Source organism: Pseudomonas orientalis, from assembly GCF_001439815.1.
GTDB lineage: Bacteria > Pseudomonadota > Gammaproteobacteria > Pseudomonadales > Pseudomonadaceae > Aquipseudomonas > Aquipseudomonas orientalis.
In genome coordinates this window covers 1-19,007 of the sequence record NZ_JYLM01000001.1, presented here as the reverse complement: position 1 = coordinate 19,007, position 19,007 = coordinate 1, and the positions used below count along the sequence as shown (strand labels likewise).

The 19,007-nt window shown below is 61.4% G+C and carries 17 protein-coding genes and 2 pseudogenes; 4 read left to right on the top strand and 15 right to left on the bottom strand.

Translation table 11 applies throughout. The features are described from left to right. Positions 1-210: 210 nt before the first annotated feature. The 12 genes from TU82_RS00095 to TU82_RS00040 all read right to left on the bottom strand — a co-directional run bounded on the left by TU82_RS00095 (position 211) and on the right by TU82_RS00040 (position 10,017). Positions 211-1,014: a TatD family hydrolase gene (locus TU82_RS00095; RefSeq protein WP_057721124.1), complete on the bottom strand. Its 804-nt coding sequence runs from the start codon at positions 1,012-1,014 to the stop codon at positions 211-213. A 56-nt stretch (positions 1,015-1,070) separates the two neighbouring features. Then, positions 1,071-2,060, bottom strand: a complete 990-nt coding sequence (locus tag TU82_RS00090; RefSeq protein WP_057721123.1) for a DNA polymerase III subunit delta' — start codon at positions 2,058-2,060, stop codon at positions 1,071-1,073. After that, positions 2,053-2,685 carry a dTMP kinase gene (tmk, locus tag TU82_RS00085; protein ID WP_057721122.1) on the bottom strand — a complete coding sequence of 211 codons (633 nt, stop codon included), beginning with the start codon at positions 2,683-2,685 and terminating at the stop codon, positions 2,053-2,055. Before tmk ends, TU82_RS00090 begins: the two co-directional genes overlap by 8 nt. A 19-nt stretch (positions 2,686-2,704) precedes the next feature. Beyond that, positions 2,705-3,826: an endolytic transglycosylase MltG gene (gene mltG / locus TU82_RS00080; protein ID WP_057721121.1), complete on the bottom strand. Its 1,122-nt coding sequence runs from the start codon at positions 3,824-3,826 to the stop codon at positions 2,705-2,707. Next, the gene (pabC, locus tag TU82_RS00075) at positions 3,827-4,642 is read right to left on the bottom strand and encodes an aminodeoxychorismate lyase (protein ID WP_057721120.1); all 816 of its coding nucleotides are present in this window, start codon (positions 4,640-4,642) and stop codon (positions 3,827-3,829) included. After that, complete coding sequence (fabF, locus tag TU82_RS00070; RefSeq protein ID WP_057721119.1) at positions 4,642-5,886, bottom strand: beta-ketoacyl-ACP synthase II; 1,245 nt, start codon at positions 5,884-5,886, stop codon at positions 4,642-4,644. Before fabF ends, pabC begins: the two co-directional genes overlap by 1 nt. Positions 5,887-6,014: 128 nt before the next feature. Then, positions 6,015-6,251, bottom strand: a complete 237-nt coding sequence (acpP, locus tag TU82_RS00065; RefSeq protein WP_003175607.1) for an acyl carrier protein — start codon at positions 6,249-6,251, stop codon at positions 6,015-6,017. A gap of 191 nt (positions 6,252-6,442) precedes the next feature. Beyond that, the gene (fabG, locus tag TU82_RS00060; RefSeq protein ID WP_057721118.1) at positions 6,443-7,186 is read right to left on the bottom strand and encodes a 3-oxoacyl-ACP reductase FabG; all 744 of its coding nucleotides are present in this window, start codon (positions 7,184-7,186) and stop codon (positions 6,443-6,445) included. 24 nt (positions 7,187-7,210) lie between these two features. Further along, complete coding sequence (fabD, locus tag TU82_RS00055; RefSeq protein ID WP_057721117.1) at positions 7,211-8,149, bottom strand: ACP S-malonyltransferase; 939 nt, start codon at positions 8,147-8,149, stop codon at positions 7,211-7,213. Positions 8,150-8,275: 126 nt separating this feature from the next. Next, complete coding sequence (plsX, locus tag TU82_RS00050; RefSeq protein ID WP_082631937.1) at positions 8,276-9,286, bottom strand: phosphate acyltransferase PlsX; 1,011 nt, start codon at positions 9,284-9,286, stop codon at positions 8,276-8,278. Positions 9,287-9,290: 4 nt separating this feature from the next. Continuing rightward, positions 9,291-9,473, bottom strand: a complete 183-nt coding sequence (gene rpmF, locus TU82_RS00045; RefSeq protein WP_003179396.1) for a 50S ribosomal protein L32 — start codon at positions 9,471-9,473, stop codon at positions 9,291-9,293. A 13-nt stretch (positions 9,474-9,486) separates the two neighbouring features. After that, positions 9,487-10,017, bottom strand: coding sequence for a YceD family protein (locus tag TU82_RS00040; RefSeq protein WP_057721115.1), 531 nt, complete (start codon positions 10,015-10,017; stop codon positions 9,487-9,489). Positions 10,018-10,122: 105 nt separating this feature from the next. Between TU82_RS00040 and TU82_RS00035 the strand changes: the two genes are divergently transcribed. From TU82_RS00035 to TU82_RS00025, 3 genes and pseudogenes are all read left to right on the top strand, one after another. Then, entirely contained in the window at positions 10,123-10,701 is a 579-nt protein-coding gene (locus TU82_RS00035) for a Maf family protein (RefSeq protein ID WP_057721114.1), read from the top strand. Between the two features lie 174 nt (positions 10,702-10,875). Continuing rightward, positions 10,876-11,133: pseudogene (locus TU82_RS27405) on the top strand (Maf family protein); the annotation flags it as partial. A gap of 174 nt (positions 11,134-11,307) precedes the next feature. Beyond that, positions 11,308-11,565 (top strand): annotated as a pseudogene (locus TU82_RS00025) (Maf family protein); the annotation flags it as partial. A gap of 132 nt (positions 11,566-11,697) precedes the next feature. Here TU82_RS00025 and TU82_RS00020 read toward each other — a convergent pair. From TU82_RS00020 to rluC, 3 genes are read right to left on the bottom strand one after another with little or no spacing between them, the layout of a single operon-like run. Further along, positions 11,698-12,681: a S49 family peptidase gene (locus tag TU82_RS00020; protein ID WP_057721112.1), complete on the bottom strand. Its 984-nt coding sequence runs from the start codon at positions 12,679-12,681 to the stop codon at positions 11,698-11,700. A 23-nt stretch (positions 12,682-12,704) separates the two neighbouring features. After that, positions 12,705-13,367 (bottom strand): HAD-IA family hydrolase, encoded by a 663-nt coding sequence (locus TU82_RS00015; RefSeq protein ID WP_057721111.1) that lies wholly within the window; start codon positions 13,365-13,367, stop codon positions 12,705-12,707. Continuing rightward, entirely contained in the window at positions 13,354-14,313 is a 960-nt protein-coding gene (rluC, locus tag TU82_RS00010) for a 23S rRNA pseudouridine(955/2504/2580) synthase RluC (RefSeq protein WP_056861649.1), read from the bottom strand. The genes TU82_RS00015 and rluC overlap by 14 nt, the downstream gene beginning before the upstream one ends. A gap of 758 nt (positions 14,314-15,071) precedes the next feature. On the opposite strand from rluC, the gene rne reads away from it, so the two are divergent. Then, positions 15,072-18,224 carry a ribonuclease E gene (rne, locus tag TU82_RS00005; protein ID WP_057721110.1) on the top strand — a complete coding sequence of 1,051 codons (3,153 nt, stop codon included), beginning with the start codon at positions 15,072-15,074 and terminating at the stop codon, positions 18,222-18,224. Positions 18,225-19,007 lie beyond the last annotated feature (783 nt).

Below are 19,007 nucleotides of genomic sequence, written 5' to 3'. Positions count from 1 at the left end.
GTGCCCTTGTTTTACTCCTAATGGTCTTAGCCCGGATTCACCCCCCAGAACCCGGGTTTTTTTTGCCTGCGATTTTCTGTAGGAGCGAGCTTGCTCGCGAAGAACTCATAGACACCGCGTTTATCCAGGATGCACGCGTTATCGTTGACGTTTTTCGCGAGCAAGCTCGCTCCTGCAGTGCAAGGCAAGCCGCTTTGATGCGCGACAGCGCTACGTCGCAGACGTAGTAGCGCCGGCCACATGGGCCAATGGAAACAGACGCTTGAAGTTCTCGGTCGTCTGCTCGGCGAAGCGCTCGTAGGACTCACCGCGCAGCATCGCCAGATAATCCGCAACGTCACGCACATATTCCGGCAGGTTCGGCTTGCCACGATGGGGGATCGGCGCCAGGTACGGCGAATCGGTCTCCACCAGCAGCCGGTCGGCAGGCACCTGGCGGGCCACATCACGCAACGCGTCGGCATTGCGGAAGGTAACGATGCCCGACAAGGAAATATAGAACCCCAGGTCCAGGGCGGCCTTGGCCATCTCCCAATCTTCGGTGAAGCAATGCAGCACACCGGCCTGCGGCAACGCGGCTTCGCGCAAGAGCGCCAGGGTATCGGCGCGGGCGCCACGGGTGTGGACAATCACCGGCTTGCCTGTCTGCTGCGCGGCCTGCAGGTGCAGGCGGAATGAGGCCTGCTGCAGATCGGCGGCTTCGGGTTCGTAGTGGTAATCCAGGCCTGTCTCGCCAATGGCGACGACGCGCGGGTGATTGAGTTCGCCGAGCAGCCAGTCCAGGGCCGGTGCTTCGCCGGGCTTGAGGTCCAGCGGATGAATACCCACCGAACAATCCACGTCGGCGTAGCGATCAGCGAGGGCTTTGACGTCGGCGGCGTTCTCGGCACTTACGCCGATGCACAGGAAGTGCCCTACCCCGCGCTGGCGCGCAGCGTCGAGGGCGGCGTCCAGGGAGCCGTTGTGCTGGGCGAGATCAAGACGGTCGAGATGGCAATGGGAATCTACTAGCATGGGCAATTACAACTTGAGTAGTGTCTGGCCGACGATACACCCGCAGGCCAAGGAAATTAACGCCGGCCGAGCAAGCCGACCCATTGGACCAGCAATGCTTCAAGCAACAGCACGCGGTTGAGGTTGGCCTTGCCGAGCACTTTCTGGCGCTGGGCGAGGATCCAGTCCTGAATGCTCAGCACCTTGTCCTGGGCACTTTTCTGCGCAAGGTACTGCACCACCTTGCGCATGTCCGGCAAACCCAGGCCGTTTTCGTCCTGGGTCAACTGGTAGCGCAGGATCAGGCTGGACCAGTCGCAGAACCAGTCGAACAGCAGCAGCAGGGGAATGTCCTTCCACGCACTTTCGGCCAATTGCGTGGCGGACAGTTCCTGTTTGATCAGCTTCTTTACTCCGTCCACGACCAGCGCACGTTGCTCCCGCACACCTTGGGCCTGCAGCTTCACTGCCGTCAACGGGGAGCCCGCGGCCAGCGTCAGCAATTCGATCCGTTCTTGCTCAGAGCAATCCGGCAGCGCCTGCGCCAGCCATTGCAGACTCATGGCCTCGCTCGGCAACGGACACGCCTGTTGCACGCAACGGCTGCGAATGGTCGGCAACAAGCGGCTGGATTGATGGCTCACCAGCAACAGCACGGTGTCGCCGGACGGCTCTTCCAGACTCTTGAGCAAGGCGTTGGCGGCGTTGATGTTCATGGCCTCCACCGGCTCGATCAGCACCACCTTGCGCCCGCCCATCTGCGCGGTCTGCACCACGAAGCTGACCAGGTCGCGCACCTGGTCGACCTTGATGGCTTTGTCCGCTTCCTCAGGTTCCAGCACATAGTTATCGGGGTGGCTGCCGGCCTTGAGCAGCAGGCAGGATTTGCATGCGCCGCAGGCGTGCAGGTCAACCGGGCGCTGGCACAACAGGCTGGCCATCAAACGCTCGGCCAGGGCGCGTTTGCCGATGCCTGTCGGGCCGTGCAACAAATAGGCGTGGGCATGCTGGGCACGGCCGGCCAATTGCTGCCAGAGGCTGTCCTGCCACGGGTAGGCTTCAGCCACGGGCGCGCTCCAGCAGGGTGGGCAACAGCGCATCGAGGGCTTGCTGGACTTGAGCCAGCGGCTGGGCTGCGTCAAGCAGGTGATAACGCGCAGGCTCCGCCTTGGCCCGCTCGAGGAACGCGGTGCGCACGGCGTCGAAAAATGCCTGGCCTTCCAGCTCGAAGCGATCCAGGCGACCGCGCGCGCTGGCGCGGGCCATGCCCACTTCCACCGGCAGGTCGAACAACAGGGTCAGGTCGGGGCGCAGGTCTCCCTGTACGAAGGTTTCCAGGGCAGCGATACGCTCCAGGCACAAGCCACGACCACCGCCCTGATAGGCGTAGGTGGAGTCGGTAAATCGGTCGCAGATCACCACGGCACCGCGTGTCAGGGCCGGTCGAATCACCTCGGCCAGATGCTGGGCACGGGCGGCGAACACCAGCAGCAGCTCGGTGTCCGGATTCATCGGCTCGTCACCCGGCGCCAGCAATACTTCACGGATGCGCTCGGCCAGCGGCGTACCGCCGGGCTCACGGGTCAGCACCACTTCGATGCCCTCGGCGCGCAGGCGCTCGGCCAGGTAGTCGCGGTTGGTGCTTTTGCCGGCGCCTTCCGGGCCTTCCAGGGTCATAAACAAGCCAGTCACAGGCAGTCCTTAGTCAGAGTCATTGCGGGCTTTGCGGGGCGCTGGTGTCCGGCGCGGGCTCTACCGGTACGTCAACGGGTGGCACCGTGCCTTCCAGCGGCTTGACCTGCGGTGCCGGGCTGGAACGGTAATCGGCGCGGCGCTTGAGTTGAAACTCGCGCACGGCGGCATTATGCGCATCCAGGTCATCCGAGAAAATATGGCTGCCATCGCCACGGGCGACGAAATACAGGCTGCTGCCCGGCACCGGATTGAGCGCGGCATGGATCGCCTCGCGGCCCACCATGGCGATGGGTGTCGGCGGCAGGCCGGCGATCATGTAAGTGTTGTAAGGATTGGCCTCCTTGAGATGGGCGCGGGTCAACTTGCCGTTGTAGCGCTCACCCAGGCCATAGATCACCGTGGGATCGGTCTGCAACATCATGCCCATCTTCAAGCGACGTACGAACACACCGGCAATTTGCCCGCGCTCTTCGGGCACACCGGTCTCCTTTTCCACCAGGGAGGCCATGATCAGCGCTTGATAAGGCTCGGTGTAAGGCACATCAGCGGCGCGCCTGCTCCACTCCTGGGCCAGCACATCGTCCAGGCGGTTGTAGGCTTTCTTCAGAAATTCGACGTCCGTCATGCCACGCACAAACCGGTAGGTGTCCGGAAAGAACCGTCCTTCAGGGAACACGCCAGGGTGGCCGAGCTTGTCCATCACTTCGTTGTCGCTGAGACCGGCAAGGGTCTGCACGATCTTTTCGTGTTTGGCCAAGGCCGAGCGTACCTGGCGAAAGTTCCAGCCTTCGACCAGCGTCAGGCTGTACTGCACCACTTCGCCACGCTGCCACAGGCCGATCAGGCCTTCGGCGGTGAGGCCCGGGGTCATGCGGTATTCGCCGCTGTGCAGCGGCTGGCCGTCGAGGTTCAAGCGCCAGTAAAGACGCAGCCAGAAGGCACCGTCGAGCACGCCATCGGCTTCCAGACGATTGAAGGTGCCGGTGGGCGTCGCCCCTGCCGGTACATCGAGCAACTGCTCCTGGGTCAGATGCAACGGCTGCTTCAGCGCAGCGTTGTATTTCCAGGCGCAAAAGCCCAACAGCAAAGCCGCCGAGAACAGACCGATCAGCAGCAGTACAACCAGTTTTCGTATCACTCAGATATCCAATAGTGCGCGAACAATGCCCTGCAGTTTACGGGTGAGCGGCCCAACCGACCAGCTCATCCCAGCGCACTCGCATACCGGCCAGAGGCCATAAATGCTGTTGCAGACGAAGACTTCGTCGGCCTGTTGCAACTGCTCAAGACTGATGTCGGCCACGGCCACCGGGACGCCCAGTGCTTGCGCCTGGGCCAGAATCTCGGCGCGCATCACCCCGGCAACGCCGCAACGCGTCAGATCAGCGGTTAGTAACACGCCGTTGCGCACCAGAAACAGGTTGCTGAACACGCCTTCGATGACACGCCCGGACCTATCCAGCATCAAGCCTTCGGCATGCTCGGCATCCCGCCATTCGGCGCGGGCGATGACCTGCTCAAGCCGGTTCAGGTGTTTGAGGCCGGCCAGCAGCGGTTGTTCGGCCAGGCGGGTGGCGCATGGGAACAGGCGGATGCCGTCGGTTCCATGGCTGTCGGGATAAGTGGCGGGCGGACCGCCCTGCAGGATACGGCGTACAACGGCATCGGGATTGATGCCGTAACCCCGCTGGCTGTCGCCACGGGTCAGGATCAACTTGAGCACGCCATCGCCAAGGGCAGCGGCATAGGCCAGCACTTCGCCGCGCACCAGAGCGTGATCCACCACCAATGCGAGGCGCCTGCAGCCCTCATCGAGGCGCTGCAGGTGACGGTCGAGCAGCAGCGGCTGCCCGGCCTTGACCGCGATGGTTTCAAACACACCGTCGCCATACGCCAGGCCACGATCTTTCAGGGGCACGCTGTCCGCTGGCTGACCGTCGACCCAGCTGTGCATCACTCGGCGAACCGGCGGAACACCAATGAGCCGTTGGTGCCACCAAACCCGAACGAGTTGGAGATCACCACGTCGATCGGCATCGGTTGCGCTTCGTGCGGCACGAAGTTCAGGTCGCAGCCTTCGTCCGGCTCATCGAGGTTGATGGTCGGCGGAGCGACCTGGTCCTTGATGGCCATCACACTGAAGATCGCCTCGACCGCACCCGCCGCGCCCAGCAGATGGCCGGTCATGGATTTGGTGGAGCTGACCGCCAGCTTGTAGGCGTGCTCGCCGAACACCGACTTGATGGCCTCGGCTTCCGCCAGGTCGCCGGTCGGCGTCGACGTGCCATGGGCATTGATGTACTGCACCTGGTCTGCGTTGACCTTCGCATCGCGCAGGGCGTTGGTGATGCAGCGCGCAGCACCGGCACCGTCGGACGGTGGCGAGGTCATGTGGTAGGCGTCGCCGCTCATGCCAAAACCGATCAGCTCGGCATAGATGGTGGCACCGCGCGCCTTGGCATGCTCCAACTCTTCCAGTACCAGGGCACCGGCACCGTCGGACAGCACGAAACCGTCACGGCCCTTGTCCCACGGACGGCTGGCACGGGTCGGCTCATCGTTGCGGGTCGACAGCGCACGGGACGCGCCGAAGCCGCCCATGCCCAGGCCGCAGGCCGCCATTTCGGCGCCACCGGCGATCATCACGTCAGCTTCATCGTAAGCGATATTGCGCGCCGCCATGCCGATGCAGTGCGTGCCCGTGGTGCACGCCGTTGCGATGGCGTAGTTAGGCCCCTGTGCCCCCAGATGGATGGACAGGAAACCGGAAATCATATTGATGATCGAGCCCGGCACGAAGAACGGTGAAATTCGACGGGGGCCGGAATCGTGCAGCGTGCGGCTGGTTTCTTCGATATTGGTCAGACCACCAATCCCAGAACCCATGGCCACGCCGATACGCTCACGGTTGGCGTCGGTGACTTCCAGGCCGGCATTACGCACTGCCTGAAAACCGGCTGCCAGGCCGTATTGAATGAACAGGTCGAGCTTGCGCGATTCCTTGAGCGAGAGGTATTGCTCGACGTTGAAACCCTTTACCGAGCCGCCAAAACGGGTGGAATAGGCAGAAAGGTCCGTGTGTTCGATCAGACCGATACCACTGTGGCCAGCCAGAATGCCCTGCCAACTGCTTGGCACATCCGTGCCCAGTGGCGACAACATACCCATACCGGTGACTACGACGCGTCTACGCGACACAGCACTCTCCTTTTTCTAATGACGACACTTTGCTTCGCAGCGTACTTTTCGTCACCGCTTAAAGAAAAAACCGCACGCCGTTACAGCAGTGCGGTTTTTCCCTGACAGCAGGCGACGACTACAAACTATTACGCCTGGTGGCTAGTAACGTAGTCGATGGCAGCTTGAACAGTAGTGATTTTTTCAGCTTCTTCGTCCGGGATTTCGGTCTCGAATTCCTCTTCCAGAGCCATCACCAGCTCAACGGTGTCAAGGGAATCGGCACCCAGGTCTTCTACGAAGGAAGCCGTGTTGACCACTTCTTCTTCCTTAACGCCCAGTTGCTCGGCGACGATTTTCTTGACGCGCTCTTCGATGGTGCTCATACCTTGTTTAACTCCTAATGGACAAATTCAGGCAGCTGGCCAGTGGGTAAGTGTATAGAAAGCCATTTCGGTTTTTCAACCGAAAGCTTCACCCTGTACCCGCCCGACCACCTGCCTATAAATTAAGTTGCAGCTTTATAACGGATTTTAGACAGCTCGTATGACATATTTTTGAAGCGATCCGTCACAATTTAACTCATGTACATCCCGCCGTTCACCGGGATTGTAGCCCCAGTCACGTATGCCGCACCGTCGGATGCCAGAAAAGTGACCACATTCGCGATCTCTTGAGCCTGGCCCAGACGACCCAGCGGAATCTGCGTCAGCAAGGCTTCACGCTGTGCTTCGGGCAGTTCGCGGGTCATATCGGTGTCGATGAACCCTGGGGCCACCGAGTTTACCGTAATCGACCGCGAGCCGACTTCACGCGCCAGTGCACGGCTGAAACCTTCCAGACCGGCCTTGGCCGCAGCGTAGTTTACTTGGCCGGCGTTGCCCATGGCACCCACTACGGAGCCAATATTGATAATTCGGCCCCAGCGCGCCTTGGTCATGCCGCGCAAAACGCCCTTGGACAGGCGGAACAGACTGTTCAGGTTGGTATCGACCACGTCGTACCATTCGTCGTCTTTCATGCGCATCATCAGGTTATCGCGGGTGATACCGGCATTGTTCACCAGAATCGCCGGCGCACCGAACTGAGCGGTGATCGCGGCCAGCACGGCCGCCACGGACTCGTCACTGGTCACGTTCAGCTCCAGGCCCGTGCCCTGCACGCCGTTTTCCTTGAGGGTCGCGGCGATACGCTCGGCACCCGAGGCGGAGGTGGCGGTGCCGATCACGACGGCGCCCTGACGGCCCAGTTCCAGGGCGATGGCCTGGCCGATGCCACGGCTTGCGCCGGTAACCAGTGCAACTTTACCTTGCAGACTCATGCAGGCTTCTCCTAAGTTCGGGGATCAGGCCAGCGCCGCACGGGCGGCAGCGAAGGCATCCGGGGTATTGAGATTGGCGGTCGATACGCCATCGGCGCAGCGCTTGTTGAGGCCGGCCAGGACTTTGCCCGGGCCGCACTCGACCAGTTCGATGGCGCCATTGGCGGCCAGGGTCTGCACCGACTCAACCCAGCGAACCGGCTTGTAGAGTTGCTCCAGCAGGTCGCGCTTGAGGGTCTCCAGGTCCGGGGCCACCGCCGCGCTGACGTTCTGCACCAGCGGGATCTGCGGCGCCTGCCAGTTGATGGCGGCGATGGACTCGGCAAAACGCTCGGCCGCCGGGCGCATCAGTTCGCAGTGCGACGGCACGCTGACCGGCAACGGCAACGCACGCTTGGCACCACGGGCCTTGCAGCCTTCGATGGCGCGTTCAACCGCCGCCTTGGCACCGGCGATGACCACCTGGCCGGGGGAGTTGAAATTCACCGCGCTGACCACTTCGCCCTGCGCCGCTTCGGCACAGGCTTCGATCACCACGGCGTCGTCCAGGCCCAGGATAGCGGCCATGCCGCCCTGCCCGGCCGGAACGGCCTCCTGCATCAACTGGCCACGACGCTCGACCAGCTTGACCGCTTCACCCAGGGTCAGGCTGCCCGCCGCCACCAGGGCGCTGTATTCGCCCAGGCTGTGACCGGCGACGAATGCCGGGCGCGCGCCGCCTTCGGCCAGCCACAAGCGCCACAGAGCGATCGAAGCGGTCAGAATGGCCGGCTGGGTCTTATCGGTTTGATTGAGCTGCTCTTCCGGCCCCTGCTGGGTCAGCGCCCACAGGTCATAACCCAGGACGTCGGAAGCTTCCTTGAAGGTATCCAGGACCAGCGGGTATTGCGCGCCCAGCTCGGCCAACATGCCGAGGGACTGCGAACCCTGCCCTGGAAAGACGAATGCGAGGGATGTAGACATGTAACAAGCCCCTAATGATCTGGTCGTCAAAAATGCGCGTGCCTACGGTGGGCGCGCACGAAACTGACAGATTGGATGGTCAATTGAACTGGCCGGTCACATTTAAGCACTCCCGGGCCGATTCGCCTAAGGCAACAGGTCCTCAAGACGGCCGCGCAAGCGGTGCGGCAGGTTTTCCTGGATCTCGATCACGGCCCGCGCAATCGCGCTCTGAAAGCCCTCGACACCTGCCGAGCCATGGCTTTTCACTACAATGCCCTGCAACCCCAGAAAACTCGCGCCGTTGTGCCGCGCCGGGGCCAGGTCGGCCTGCAGACGGCGCATCAACGGCAGCGCCAGGGCGCCGACCGCACGCGACATCAGGTTCTGCTTGAACAACGCTTCGATACGCGCAGCGATCATGGTCGCCAGGCCTTCGCTGGATTTGAGCAGGATATTACCGACGAAGCCGTCACATACCACCACATCCGCTTCGCCCCGGTACAACCCGTCACCCTCGACAAAACCGATGTAGTTCAAGCCCGGCGCACCTTGCAGCAAGGTGGCGGCCAGCTTGACCTGCTGGTTGCCCTTGATGTCCTCGGTGCCGATATTCAGCAGGGCCACCCTTGGCCGCACAACCCCTAACGCTTCGGCGGCCACCGAGCCCATCACGGCGAACTGCAACAGGTGCTCTGCACTGCAATCGACGTTCGCGCCCAGGTCGAGCAACTGGCAATAACCTTGCTGCGTGGGAATCGCCGCCACCATCGCCGGCCGATCAATGCCCGGCAGGGTCTTGAGCACATGCCGCGACAGGGCCATCAGGGCGCCGGTATTGCCGGCGCTGACACAGGCCTGCACCTTGGCGTCGCGCAACAGCTCCAGGGCCACGCGCATGGACGAGTCAGGCTTGCCGCGCAGGGCCGCCGCCGGTTTTTCGTCCATGGTGATGGTTTCGCTGGCCGCGGTAACCGTCAGGCGCGCGCGATCCACCGCCGGATGGCTGGCAATCAGTTCTTCAAGTAAGGAGGGTTGACCGACAAGGGTCAGGTGTAGCGAGGGCGTAGCAGACAGGCTGGCAATGCAGGCCTGAACAATGCTGCGGGGACCGAAGTCCCCGCCCATTGCGTCAATCGCGATGACTTGAGCAGACAAGTGATTACTCGTCAGCGCCCTTGTCGATCACTTTACGGCCACGGTATACGCCTTCTGGCGATACGTGGTGACGCAGGTGAACTTCACCGGTGGTCTTTTCCACGGACAGGGTGCTAGCCTCGAGAGCGTCGTGCGAACGGCGCATGTCACGGGCGGAGCGGGATTTTTTGTTCTGCTGAACAGCCATAATTGATTAACTCCTAAACGTTTGGGTCACGCTTTAACTGCGCCAATACACTGAACGGGTTGGACCGCGTTACCTCGTCCTCGCTCGGTTCGGGCTCGTCATCGAGGCCCGCCGGCTGCTGGCATTCTTCCGGATGATGAGCAGGCACAATGGGCAAGGCGAGCAAAAGCTCCTCCTCGATCAGTGCATGCAGATCCAAAGGATCTTCGCCCAGTTCCAGCACGTCATAACCTTTCGGCAACGACTGGGTATTCGCACCCTCCTTCACCACGGCATAACTGCACTCGCTGTGGATCGGCAGGGTGACCAGCTCAAGACAACGCTGGCAAACCATTTTGACTTCGGTGTCGATAAGGCTGTGAATAACCACAGATTTACGTTCATCTCGTTCAAAAACGAATTTGGCCTGGACCGCACCGACAGTGTCGGAAAGCGAGTCGCAGAGTCTCTCCAAATCGGCCAGCGGCAATTCACCTTGAAGGGAAGTGCCACGATCAGCCAATTTGCGCGGGTCAACGTGAGGTGGAATCGGGTCATTCAACATAGGCGCAGCATTATAGGGATGCACCCGGCCATGTCAAAGGAAATTCAGCCCTGTGCGTCAGCCGGTCACGCCGCTAGAATCGGCGGCTGTCTTGAGGAGACGTATATGCTGCCTTTATTACTCGCGTCCAGCTCGGTTTATCGCCGGGAATTACTGAGCCGCCTGCACCTGCCGTTCACCTGCAGCTCGCCGGATATCGATGAAAGCCATCGTGACAACGAACCCGCCGTGGAGCTGGTCAAGCGCCTGGCCGAACAGAAAGCGCGCGCCTTGGCGGCCAGTCATCCGGGACATCTGATCATCGGCTCGGATCAGGTCGCCGCGCTGGAAGGCCGCATTATCGGCAAGCCTCACACGTTCGAGAACGCCCGCGACCAACTATTGGCGGCCAGCGGCAAGCGCGTGAGCTTTCTCACAGGCCTGGCACTGCTCAATAGCGAGACGGGGCACTGCCAGGTCGACTGCGTTCCTTTTACGGTGCACATGCGCGAACTGGACGCTGAATGCATCGAGCGTTATCTGCGGATCGAGCAACCCTATGACTGCGCAGGCAGCTTCAAGGCCGAGGGGCTGGGCGTGAGCCTGTTCCAGAGCGCTGACGGGCCGGATGCCACCAGCTTGATAGGACTGCCACTGATTCGACTGGTGGATATGCTGCGGGTCGAAGGCGTACAAATCCCTTAAATACACCATGGATCAAATGTGGGAGGGGGCTTGCCCCCGATAGCGGTGGATCAGCCAGCTTATCTATAGCTGACACACCGTCATCGGGGGCAAGCCCCCTCCCACATTTTGATCTACAGCTGGCCTGAGATATCAGCGCAGGCTCGGGCCCTGGAAGCCCATGTACAACGCTAACTTTTCCGCAACGAGACGGGGCACTGCCAGGTCGACTGCGTTCCCTTCACGGTGCACATGCGCGAACTGGACGCTGAATGCATCGAGCGTTATCTGCGGATCGAGCAACCCTATGACTGCGCAGGCAGCTTCAAGGCCGAGGGGCTGGGTGTGAGCCTGTTCCAGAGCACTGACGGGCCGGATGCCACCAGTTTGATAGGACTGCCAATGATTCGACTGGTGGATATGCTGCGAGTCGAAGGCGTACAAATCCCTTAAATACACCATGGATCAAATGTGGGAGGGGGCTTGCCCCCGATAGCGGTGGATCAGCCAGCTTATCTATAGCTGACACACCGTCATCGGGGGCAAGCCCCCTCCCACATTTTGATCTACAGCTGGCTTGAGATATCAGCGCAGGCTCGGGCCCTGGGAGCCCATGTACAACGCTAACTTTTCCGCAACGAGACGGGGCACTGCCAGGTCGACTGCGTTCCCTTCACGGTGCACATGCGCGAACTGGACACTGAATGCATCGAGCGTTATCTGCGGATCGAGCAACCCTATGACTGCGCAGGCAGCTTCAAGGCCGAGGGGCTGGGTGTGAGCCTGTTCCAGAGCACTGACGGGCCGGATGCCACCAGTTTGATAGGACTGCCAATGATTCGACTGGTGGATATGCTGCGAGTCGAAGGCGTACAAATCCCTTAAATACACCATGGATCAAATGTGGGAGGGGGCTTGCCCCCGATAGCGGTGGATCAGCCAGCTTATCTATAGCTGACACACCGTCATCGGGGGCAAGCCCCCTCCCACATTTTGATCTACAGCTGGCTTGAGATATCAGCGCAGGCTCGGGCCCTGGAAGCCCATGTACAACGCTAACTTTTCCGCAACGCTGGCGCCGAGCTTCTTGGAAAACCGGTCAAACGGCGATTCCTCAACCGTAAAGTCCACCAGCTCTTTCTCGCCAACCACATCCCGCGCCACCGAACTGGCACTGCCCAGGCCGTCGATCAAGCCCAGCGGCAGCGCCTGCTCGCCCGACCATACGAGCCCGGAGAACAGTTCCGGATGCTCCTTATCCTTGAGCCGATCGCCACGCCCTTGCTTGACGCTGGCAATGAACTGGCGATGGGTGGTGTCGAGCACGCCCTGCCAGAACGCGGTCTCATCCGCCTTCTGCGGCTGGAACGGATCGAGGAACGCCTTGTGCTCGCCCGAGGTGTAGGTGCGGCGCTCCACACCCAGCTTCTCCATGGTGCCGACAAAACCGTAACCGGCTGCCGTCACGCCAATGGAGCCCACCAGACTGGCCTTATCCGCGTAAATCTGGTCGGCAGCACTGGCAATGTAATAAGCGCCCGAAGCTCCCAGATCAGAGATTACCGCGTAAAGCTTGATATCAGGATGTAGCGCGCGCAGGCGACGAATCTCGTCGTACACATAACCCGACTGTACCGGACTGCCGCCCGGGCTGTTGACACGCAGGATCACGCCTTTGACCTTGGGGTCTTCGAACGCGGCGCGCAGGCTGCTGACGATATTGTCGGCGCTGGCGGGCTCCTTGTCAGCGATCACCCCGCGCACCTCGATCAAGGCGGTGTAGTGGCTGCCACGGGTGGCGCTCTTTTCCATGTCCATCAACGGGCTGAACAGCGCCAGCATGAGCAACAGGTAAGTAAAGGTCAGCAGCTTGAAGAAAATTCCCCAGCGTCGCGCGCGGCGCTGCTCCTGCACGCTGGCCAGAAGGGTTTTCTCCAGCAGCTTCCAGCTTTTGCCATCACCGCTTTCAGCCTTTTCCGGCGTTTTCCACTCGTCACTCATGTGCCATCAACCCCAGCAAAGTCTCATTGGGCCCGGCTGAGCCAGGCCTGCAATTGCGAAAAATGATCGATCGTGACCCTGGGCTCGTAGGGCTGCAGGGCCTGCGCAGACTGGGCGCCATAGCTGACCGCCACGCTGTCCATGCCCGCATTGCGCGCCATCATCAGGTCAAAGGAGGCATCCCCCACCATCAAGGCCTGGCGCGGCGATACGCCGCAATGCGCCAGGATCTGCTCCAGCATCAGAGGGTGTGGCTTGCTGGCAGTTTCATCGGCAGCGCGGGTGATGTCGAAATAGTCTTCCCAGCCGTGGGCCTTGAGCACCCGATCCAGCCCGCGACGCGCCTTGCCCGTGGCGACGGCCAGGTGATAACCCTCGGCACGAAACGCTTCCAGCGACTGCACCACACCCTCAAACAGCGGCGAAGGTTCGGCCTCCAGCGCAATGTAGTGATCGGCATAGTGCTCGCGGAAAGCGACCAGCTCGGTGTCGGATATCTGCGGATACAGCGTGCGAATCGCTTCAGGCAAGCCCAGGCCGATAATGCCCTTGACCGCCAGGTCGCTGCGCAACTCGAAGCCTGAGCGGGTCGACGCCACGTGCATCGACTCAACGATGCGGCCAATGGAGTTGGCCAGGGTGCCGTCCCAGTCGAAAATCAGCAGCTTGTAATCAAGGTGCGACACTCAAACGCTCCACGGTCTTGGCCCACATCTCATCGACCGGTGCCTGCAACTTCAGCTCGCCACCATCGGGCAGAGGCACGGTCAGCATGTAGGCGTGCAGGAACAGGCGCTTGCCGCCCAGGTCGCGGATCTCCCTGGAGAAGTCCTCGTCGCCGTATTTGGTGTCACCGGCAATGCAGTGACCGGCATGCAGGGTGTGTACGCGAATCTGGTGGGTGCGCCCGGTGACCGGCTTGGCCTCGACCATCGTGGCAAAGTCGCCGAAGCGGCGCAGCACCTTGAACAGGGTCAGGGCCTCCTTGCCCTCCTCGTCCACTTCCACCATGCGTTCACCGGAGCGCAGGTTGCTCTTCTGCAACGGCGCACGCACGCTCTTGATCGAGCTGGCCCAGTTGCCACGCACCAGCGCCATGTAGCGCTTGTCCACACCGTCGCCACGCAGGGCGGTGTGCAGGTGGCGCAACATGCTGCGCTTCTTGGCGATCATCAACAGGCCGGAAGTGTCGCGGTCCAGGCGATGGACCAGCTCCAGCTCCTTGGCATCCGGGCGCAACTGACGGAAGGCTTCGATCACACCGAACGTCAGGCCGCTGCCGCCATGAACGGCAATGCCGCAGGGTTTGTTGATCACGATGAGTTTGTTATCTTCGAACACGATCGACGCTTCCAGGCGCTGCAACAGGCCCTGGGCCAGCGGCACGGGCTCGTCGCGCTCAGGCACGCGCACCGGCGGCACACGGACGATATCGCCCGCCTGCAGCTTGTACTCGGGCTTGATCCGGCCCTTGTTCACCCGCACCTCGCCTTTGCGCAAGATGCGGTAGATCAAGGTCTTGGGCACGCCTTTGAGCCTGGCCAGGAGAAAATTATCGATGCGTTGGCCGGCATATTCCGGCGAGACCTCAAGCAGCTGGACGCTGGGGGTCTGGGGGGCGGTAGTGGTCATGGCGGCGATGATAACAATTTTTTATGGATTTGAAGCACTTAATCATTGCTGCTATAGTCGCGAACGCCGCCAAAAGCGGCCTGGACAGAGGACTTGCGGCAAACTGCCGGCCCTGACCATCGCAATTCATCAGGACGCGAGGCCGTCCTACGGGGCGTTCGCCACCCTGGAAGGCTTGGGATTGTAACAAGCGCAGGTGACATGAGGCCTGAAGCGAGCGCGGTACGCAGAGTGAATACTCGCGTCTTGCGCCGATATTTACGGCCAGTTCACAAAGTGCAGTCAGTCTCGAGCCAGACCATGGCGGATGCTTCGGAAACAACGCCTGTTAAGAGCTGAGTGAGAGCGCAGTCGCCCACACCTAGTCTTGTTTAGCCATGAGCGTGGACTCCCCTTTGGAGAACACGGTAAATGCCAACCCGCTGCGGATTCTGCGCGCGGCAGCACCCGAATTATCAGGGATACGTGTAGGGTGGAGATGCACAACCGTCGGACCGTGTAGCACTAGGCTTATATTTAGACGCTTCATCTCGTCCACAGTCGCCGGTTGATTCCTCCTCCTGACCTTAGCTTTTGTTGAAGTGGTGCCTTTGTCACCACCGCTAACAAGCAGGACGCGTCCGTCGCGATACCCGCCCAATTGGCAGGTTTTGCTGGACACTGGAGTGGCCAACCACTCTTGACGCACCTGACACCGACCGTGAGAAGTCGTGTGTGCCGAACGCCGTTTCCGGCAGCCCGGAAACCGACGGTACAACATGAAAAGAATGCTGATTAACGCAACCCAACCCGAAGAGTTGCGTGTTGCACTGGTAGATGGCCAACGCCTCTACGACCTGGACATCGAGTCCGGTGCACGCGAGCAAAAGAAGGCCAACATCTATAAAGGCCGTATTACTCGCATCGAACCAAGCCTTGAGGCTGCCTTTGTCGATTTCGGCTCCGAGCGCCACGGCTTCCTGCCCCTCAAGGAAATCTCCCGCGAGTACTTCAAGAAGGCCCCTGAAGGCCGCGTGAACATCAAGGACGTCCTGAGCGAAGGCCAGGAAGTCATCGTCCAGGTCGAAAAAGAAGAACGTGGCAACAAGGGCGCCGCCCTGACCACCTTCATCAGCCTGGCTGGCCGTTATCTGGTGCTGATGCCGAACAACCCGCGTGCCGGCGGCATCTCCCGTCGCATCGAAGGCGAAGAACGCAACGAACTGCGTGAAGCGCTGAACGGACTGATCGCACCGGCCGACATGGGCCTGATCGTGCGCACTGCCGGCCTTGGCCGCAGCAGCGAAGAAATGCAGTGGGACCTCGACTACCTGCTGCAGCTGTGGACCGCCATCAAGGAAGCGTCCCTGGACCGTTCCGCGCCGTTCCTGATCTACCAGGAAAGCAACGTGATCATCCGCGCCATCCGCGATTACCTGCGCCAGGACATCGGCGAAGTGCTGATCGACAGCGTTGAAGCCCAGGACGAAGCCCTGACCTTCATCCGCCAGGTGATGCCGCAGTACGCCAGCAAGATCAAGCTGTACGAAGACAGCGTTCCGCTGTTCAACCGTTTCCAGATCGAAAGCCAGATCGAGACCGCCTTCCAGCGTGTGGTCGAACTGCCTTCCGGCGGCTCCATTGTGATCGACCCGACCGAAGCCCTGGTGTCCATCGACATCAACTCGGCGCGCGCCACGAAGGGTAGCGACATCGAAGAAACCGCGCTGCAGACCAACCTGGAAGCGGCTGAAGAAATCGCCCGCCAGCTGCGTCTGCGTGACATCGGCGGCCTGATCGTGATCGACTTCATCGACATGACCCCGGCCAAGAACCAGCGCGCCGTGGAAGAGAAAGTCCGCGAATGCCTGGAAGCCGACCGCGCCCGCGTGCAAGTGGGCCGTATCTCGCGCTTCGGCCTGCTGGAAATGTCCCGCCAGCGCCTGCGTCCATCCCTGGGCGAGAGCAGCGGCATCGTCTGCCCGCGTTGCAACGGCACCGGCATCATCCGTGACGTTGAATCGCTGTCGCTCGCGATCCTGCGCCTGATCGAAGAAGAAGCCCTGAAGGACCGCACCGCCGAAGTTCGCGCACAAGTGCCGATTCCGGTCGCCGCCTTCCTGCTCAACGAAAAACGCAACTCGATCACCAAGATCGAACTGCGCACCCGTGCCCGTATCGTCATCCTGCCGAACGATCACCTCGAGACGCCGCACTTTGAAGTGCAGCGCCTGCGTGATGACAGCCCGGAAGCCCACAGCGGCCAGTCCAGCTACGAAATCGCAGCTGCCGCTGCCGAAGTCGAAGAAGTCCAGCCAGCTGCCGCGACCCGCACCCTGGTTCGCCAGGAAGCCGCCGTGAAAACCGCACCGGCCCGCGCCAATGCACCGGTACCGGCCGAAGCTGCTGCTCCGGTTGCCGCGCCGGCCGCCATGCCTGAGCCAAGCCTGTTCAAAGGCCTGGTGAAGTCGCTGGTCAGCCTGTTCGCCACCAAGGAAGAGCCCGCCGCGCCGGTTGTGGTTGAAAAAGCCGTTGCCGAACGCCCTGCGCGTAACGAAGAACGTCGCAACGGTCGTCAGCAGAGCCGTAACCGCAACGGTCGTCGTGACGAAGAGCGCAAGCCGCGCGAAGAACGTGCCCCGCGTGAAGAGCGCGCGCCACGTGAAGAGCGTGCACCTCGCGAAGCCCGTGAAGAAACCCCGACCGTAGCCCGTGAAGAACGCGCACCACGCGAAGAGCGTGCGCGCACCCCACGAGCCCCGCGTGAAGATCGCAAGCCGCGCGGCGAACGTGAAGAGCGTGTACGTGAACTGCGCGAGCCTCTGGACGCGGCACCTGTCGTCGCCGCAGCCGAAGCCGCTGCCACCGAAGAACGCCCGGCTCGCCAGCCGCGTGAAGAGCGCGCACCACGCGAGGAGCGTCAACCACGCGCCCCGCGTGAAGAGCGTCAACCACGCGCCGAACAGGCCGCTGCCGCCAGTGAAGAAGAAGTGCTGACCGGCGAAGAGCAACTGCAGGAAGAAGGCCAGGACAACGCCGAAGGCGATCGTCCACGCCGCCGCTCCCGTGGCCAGCGTCGTCGCAGCAACCGTCGTGAGCGTCAGCGTGATGCCAACGGCAACGTGATCGAAGGCTCGGAAGAAGCCGGCGAGAACGCAGAAGTTGCCAACAACGAGCCTACCGGTGCCGACCTGGCTGCCGGCCTGGCCGTGACCGCTGCCGTTGCCAGCTCGGTCATCAGCGCCCCTGCTGAAGCCCAGGCTCACGAACAGGCCGAGCGCGCTACCGCCGCTGTCGAAGAGACTGCCGCGGTAGAAGCGCCCGCTGCCGAGACCCCAGTGGTTGAAGCACCGGCGGTCGAAGCCACTACCCCAATCGAAACCCCAGTGGTTCCGGAAGTGGAAGTGGCACCGGTTCGCGACGCTCAACCCGTGGCCGAAGTGGTTGCCGTTGAAGTCGCACCGGTCGTCGAGCCTGCGCCAGTGGTTGAAGCCGTTGTTGAAGCGCCGGCTGTCGAAGAAGCCGCCCCGGCCGTGCGTGAAGTTCGCGAAGAACAGACCGCCTTCCAGTGGACTGCCGAACCTGCCGCACCGGTAGAAGCGCCAGCGCCAGCGCCGGTGGTCGAAGAAGCGCCGGCTCCGGTTGCCGAAGTCGTGGTTGCCGAGCCTGCCCCAGTGGTTGAGCCCGCCCCGGTGATCGAACCAACGGCAGTCATCGAGCCTGCGCCGGTGGTTGAAGCCCCCGTGGTAGACGAAGTCGCCGCCCCGGCGGTTGAAACTGCACCTGCCAGCGCACTGACTGAAAACGGCCGTGCGCCGAACGATCCACGTGAAGTGCGTCGTCGTCGCAAGGAAGCCGAGGCTGCCGCTGCTGCTGCTGCGTTAGAGCACAAGGCCCAGGAAGAAGAGCACGAGCCTAAACCCCTCGTCTGATTCCATCAGCCATTAAAAAGCCCCGCCTGAGTGATCAGGCGGGGCTTTTTATTCAAATCGAAAAAAGGAAAACTGGGTGATCACATTCGATGCGCATTCACCATCCCATGCCTCCCGACATCTTATCGTAACGATTTGACGCTTGTTCAAGGAGTCGTTGCCCGGAACTGAGCGGCATCATAGGCCTGCTTTTTTCCGAAGAATGCCCTTGAGTTTTCGGTTCTGCCTTGGCTTCGGGTTTTGAATTATTCGACGTGCTGGAAGCAGACGCGGACTGAGTCGCTGGAGGGATGAAGGGTTGTGAAGAGCCTGGATTGACTTTCATGGCTTTGTACTCCGTGCTTGCAATTGAAAGAGCTCTGGAGCCGTATTCCAGAGGCCCTCATTTAAGTGCGAGCCCCTGCATTGCAACCATCAGACCGCATGCAATTGAGTATCGGAAGACGTCACCTCAACTCGTAGGCACGCGTACCCTCTCCCATTGCAGGCCAGCCGGCACATCAACATCATATCTCCCAGCACTATCAACCAACCCTCAGCGTCGCTACTGGCCGCAACGGCGTGCGCGATGCTGTCAGCCATGCGCGTGGAGTTCAATGTCAGTAGCTGACAACCCTGTGTTCGCCCCAGACGTATGATTGATCGTTCCCACGCTCTGAACTGACCCCCAAAGGTTGGACACAACTTGGGGGTGTCATGGTTAAGTATACAGAACAGGCAAAACTCGCGGCGGTGCAGGACTATTGCGCAGGCAGTGCTGGCTTGAGGGATGTTGCACACCGT

What these genes read in the sequence shown, in the direction of transcription:
- TU82_RS00095 (WP_057721124.1), bottom strand. Translation starts at nt 1,014, where the DNA reads ATGCTAGTAGATTCCCATTGCCATCTCGACCGTCTTGATCTCGCCCAG.
- pabC (WP_057721120.1), bottom strand. Translation starts at nt 4,642, where the DNA reads ATGCACAGCTGGGTCGACGGTCAGCCAGCGGACAGCGTGCCCCTGAAA.
- acpP (WP_003175607.1), bottom strand. Translation starts at nt 6,251, where the DNA reads ATGAGCACCATCGAAGAGCGCGTCAAGAAAATCGTCGCCGAGCAACTG.
- fabG (WP_057721118.1), bottom strand. Translation starts at nt 7,186, where the DNA reads ATGAGTCTGCAAGGTAAAGTTGCACTGGTTACCGGCGCAAGCCGTGGC.
- fabD (WP_057721117.1), bottom strand. Translation starts at nt 8,149, where the DNA reads ATGTCTACATCCCTCGCATTCGTCTTTCCAGGGCAGGGTTCGCAGTCC.
- rpmF (WP_003179396.1), bottom strand. Translation starts at nt 9,473, where the DNA reads ATGGCTGTTCAGCAGAACAAAAAATCCCGCTCCGCCCGTGACATGCGC.
- TU82_RS00040 (WP_057721115.1), bottom strand. Translation starts at nt 10,017, where the DNA reads ATGTTGAATGACCCGATTCCACCTCACGTTGACCCGCGCAAATTGGCT.
- TU82_RS00035 (WP_057721114.1), top strand. Translation starts at nt 10,123, where the DNA reads ATGCTGCCTTTATTACTCGCGTCCAGCTCGGTTTATCGCCGGGAATTA.
- TU82_RS00020 (WP_057721112.1), bottom strand. Translation starts at nt 12,681, where the DNA reads ATGAGTGACGAGTGGAAAACGCCGGAAAAGGCTGAAAGCGGTGATGGC.
- rluC (WP_056861649.1), bottom strand. Translation starts at nt 14,313, where the DNA reads ATGACCACTACCGCCCCCCAGACCCCCAGCGTCCAGCTGCTTGAGGTC.
- rne (WP_057721110.1), top strand. Translation starts at nt 15,072, where the DNA reads ATGAAAAGAATGCTGATTAACGCAACCCAACCCGAAGAGTTGCGTGTT.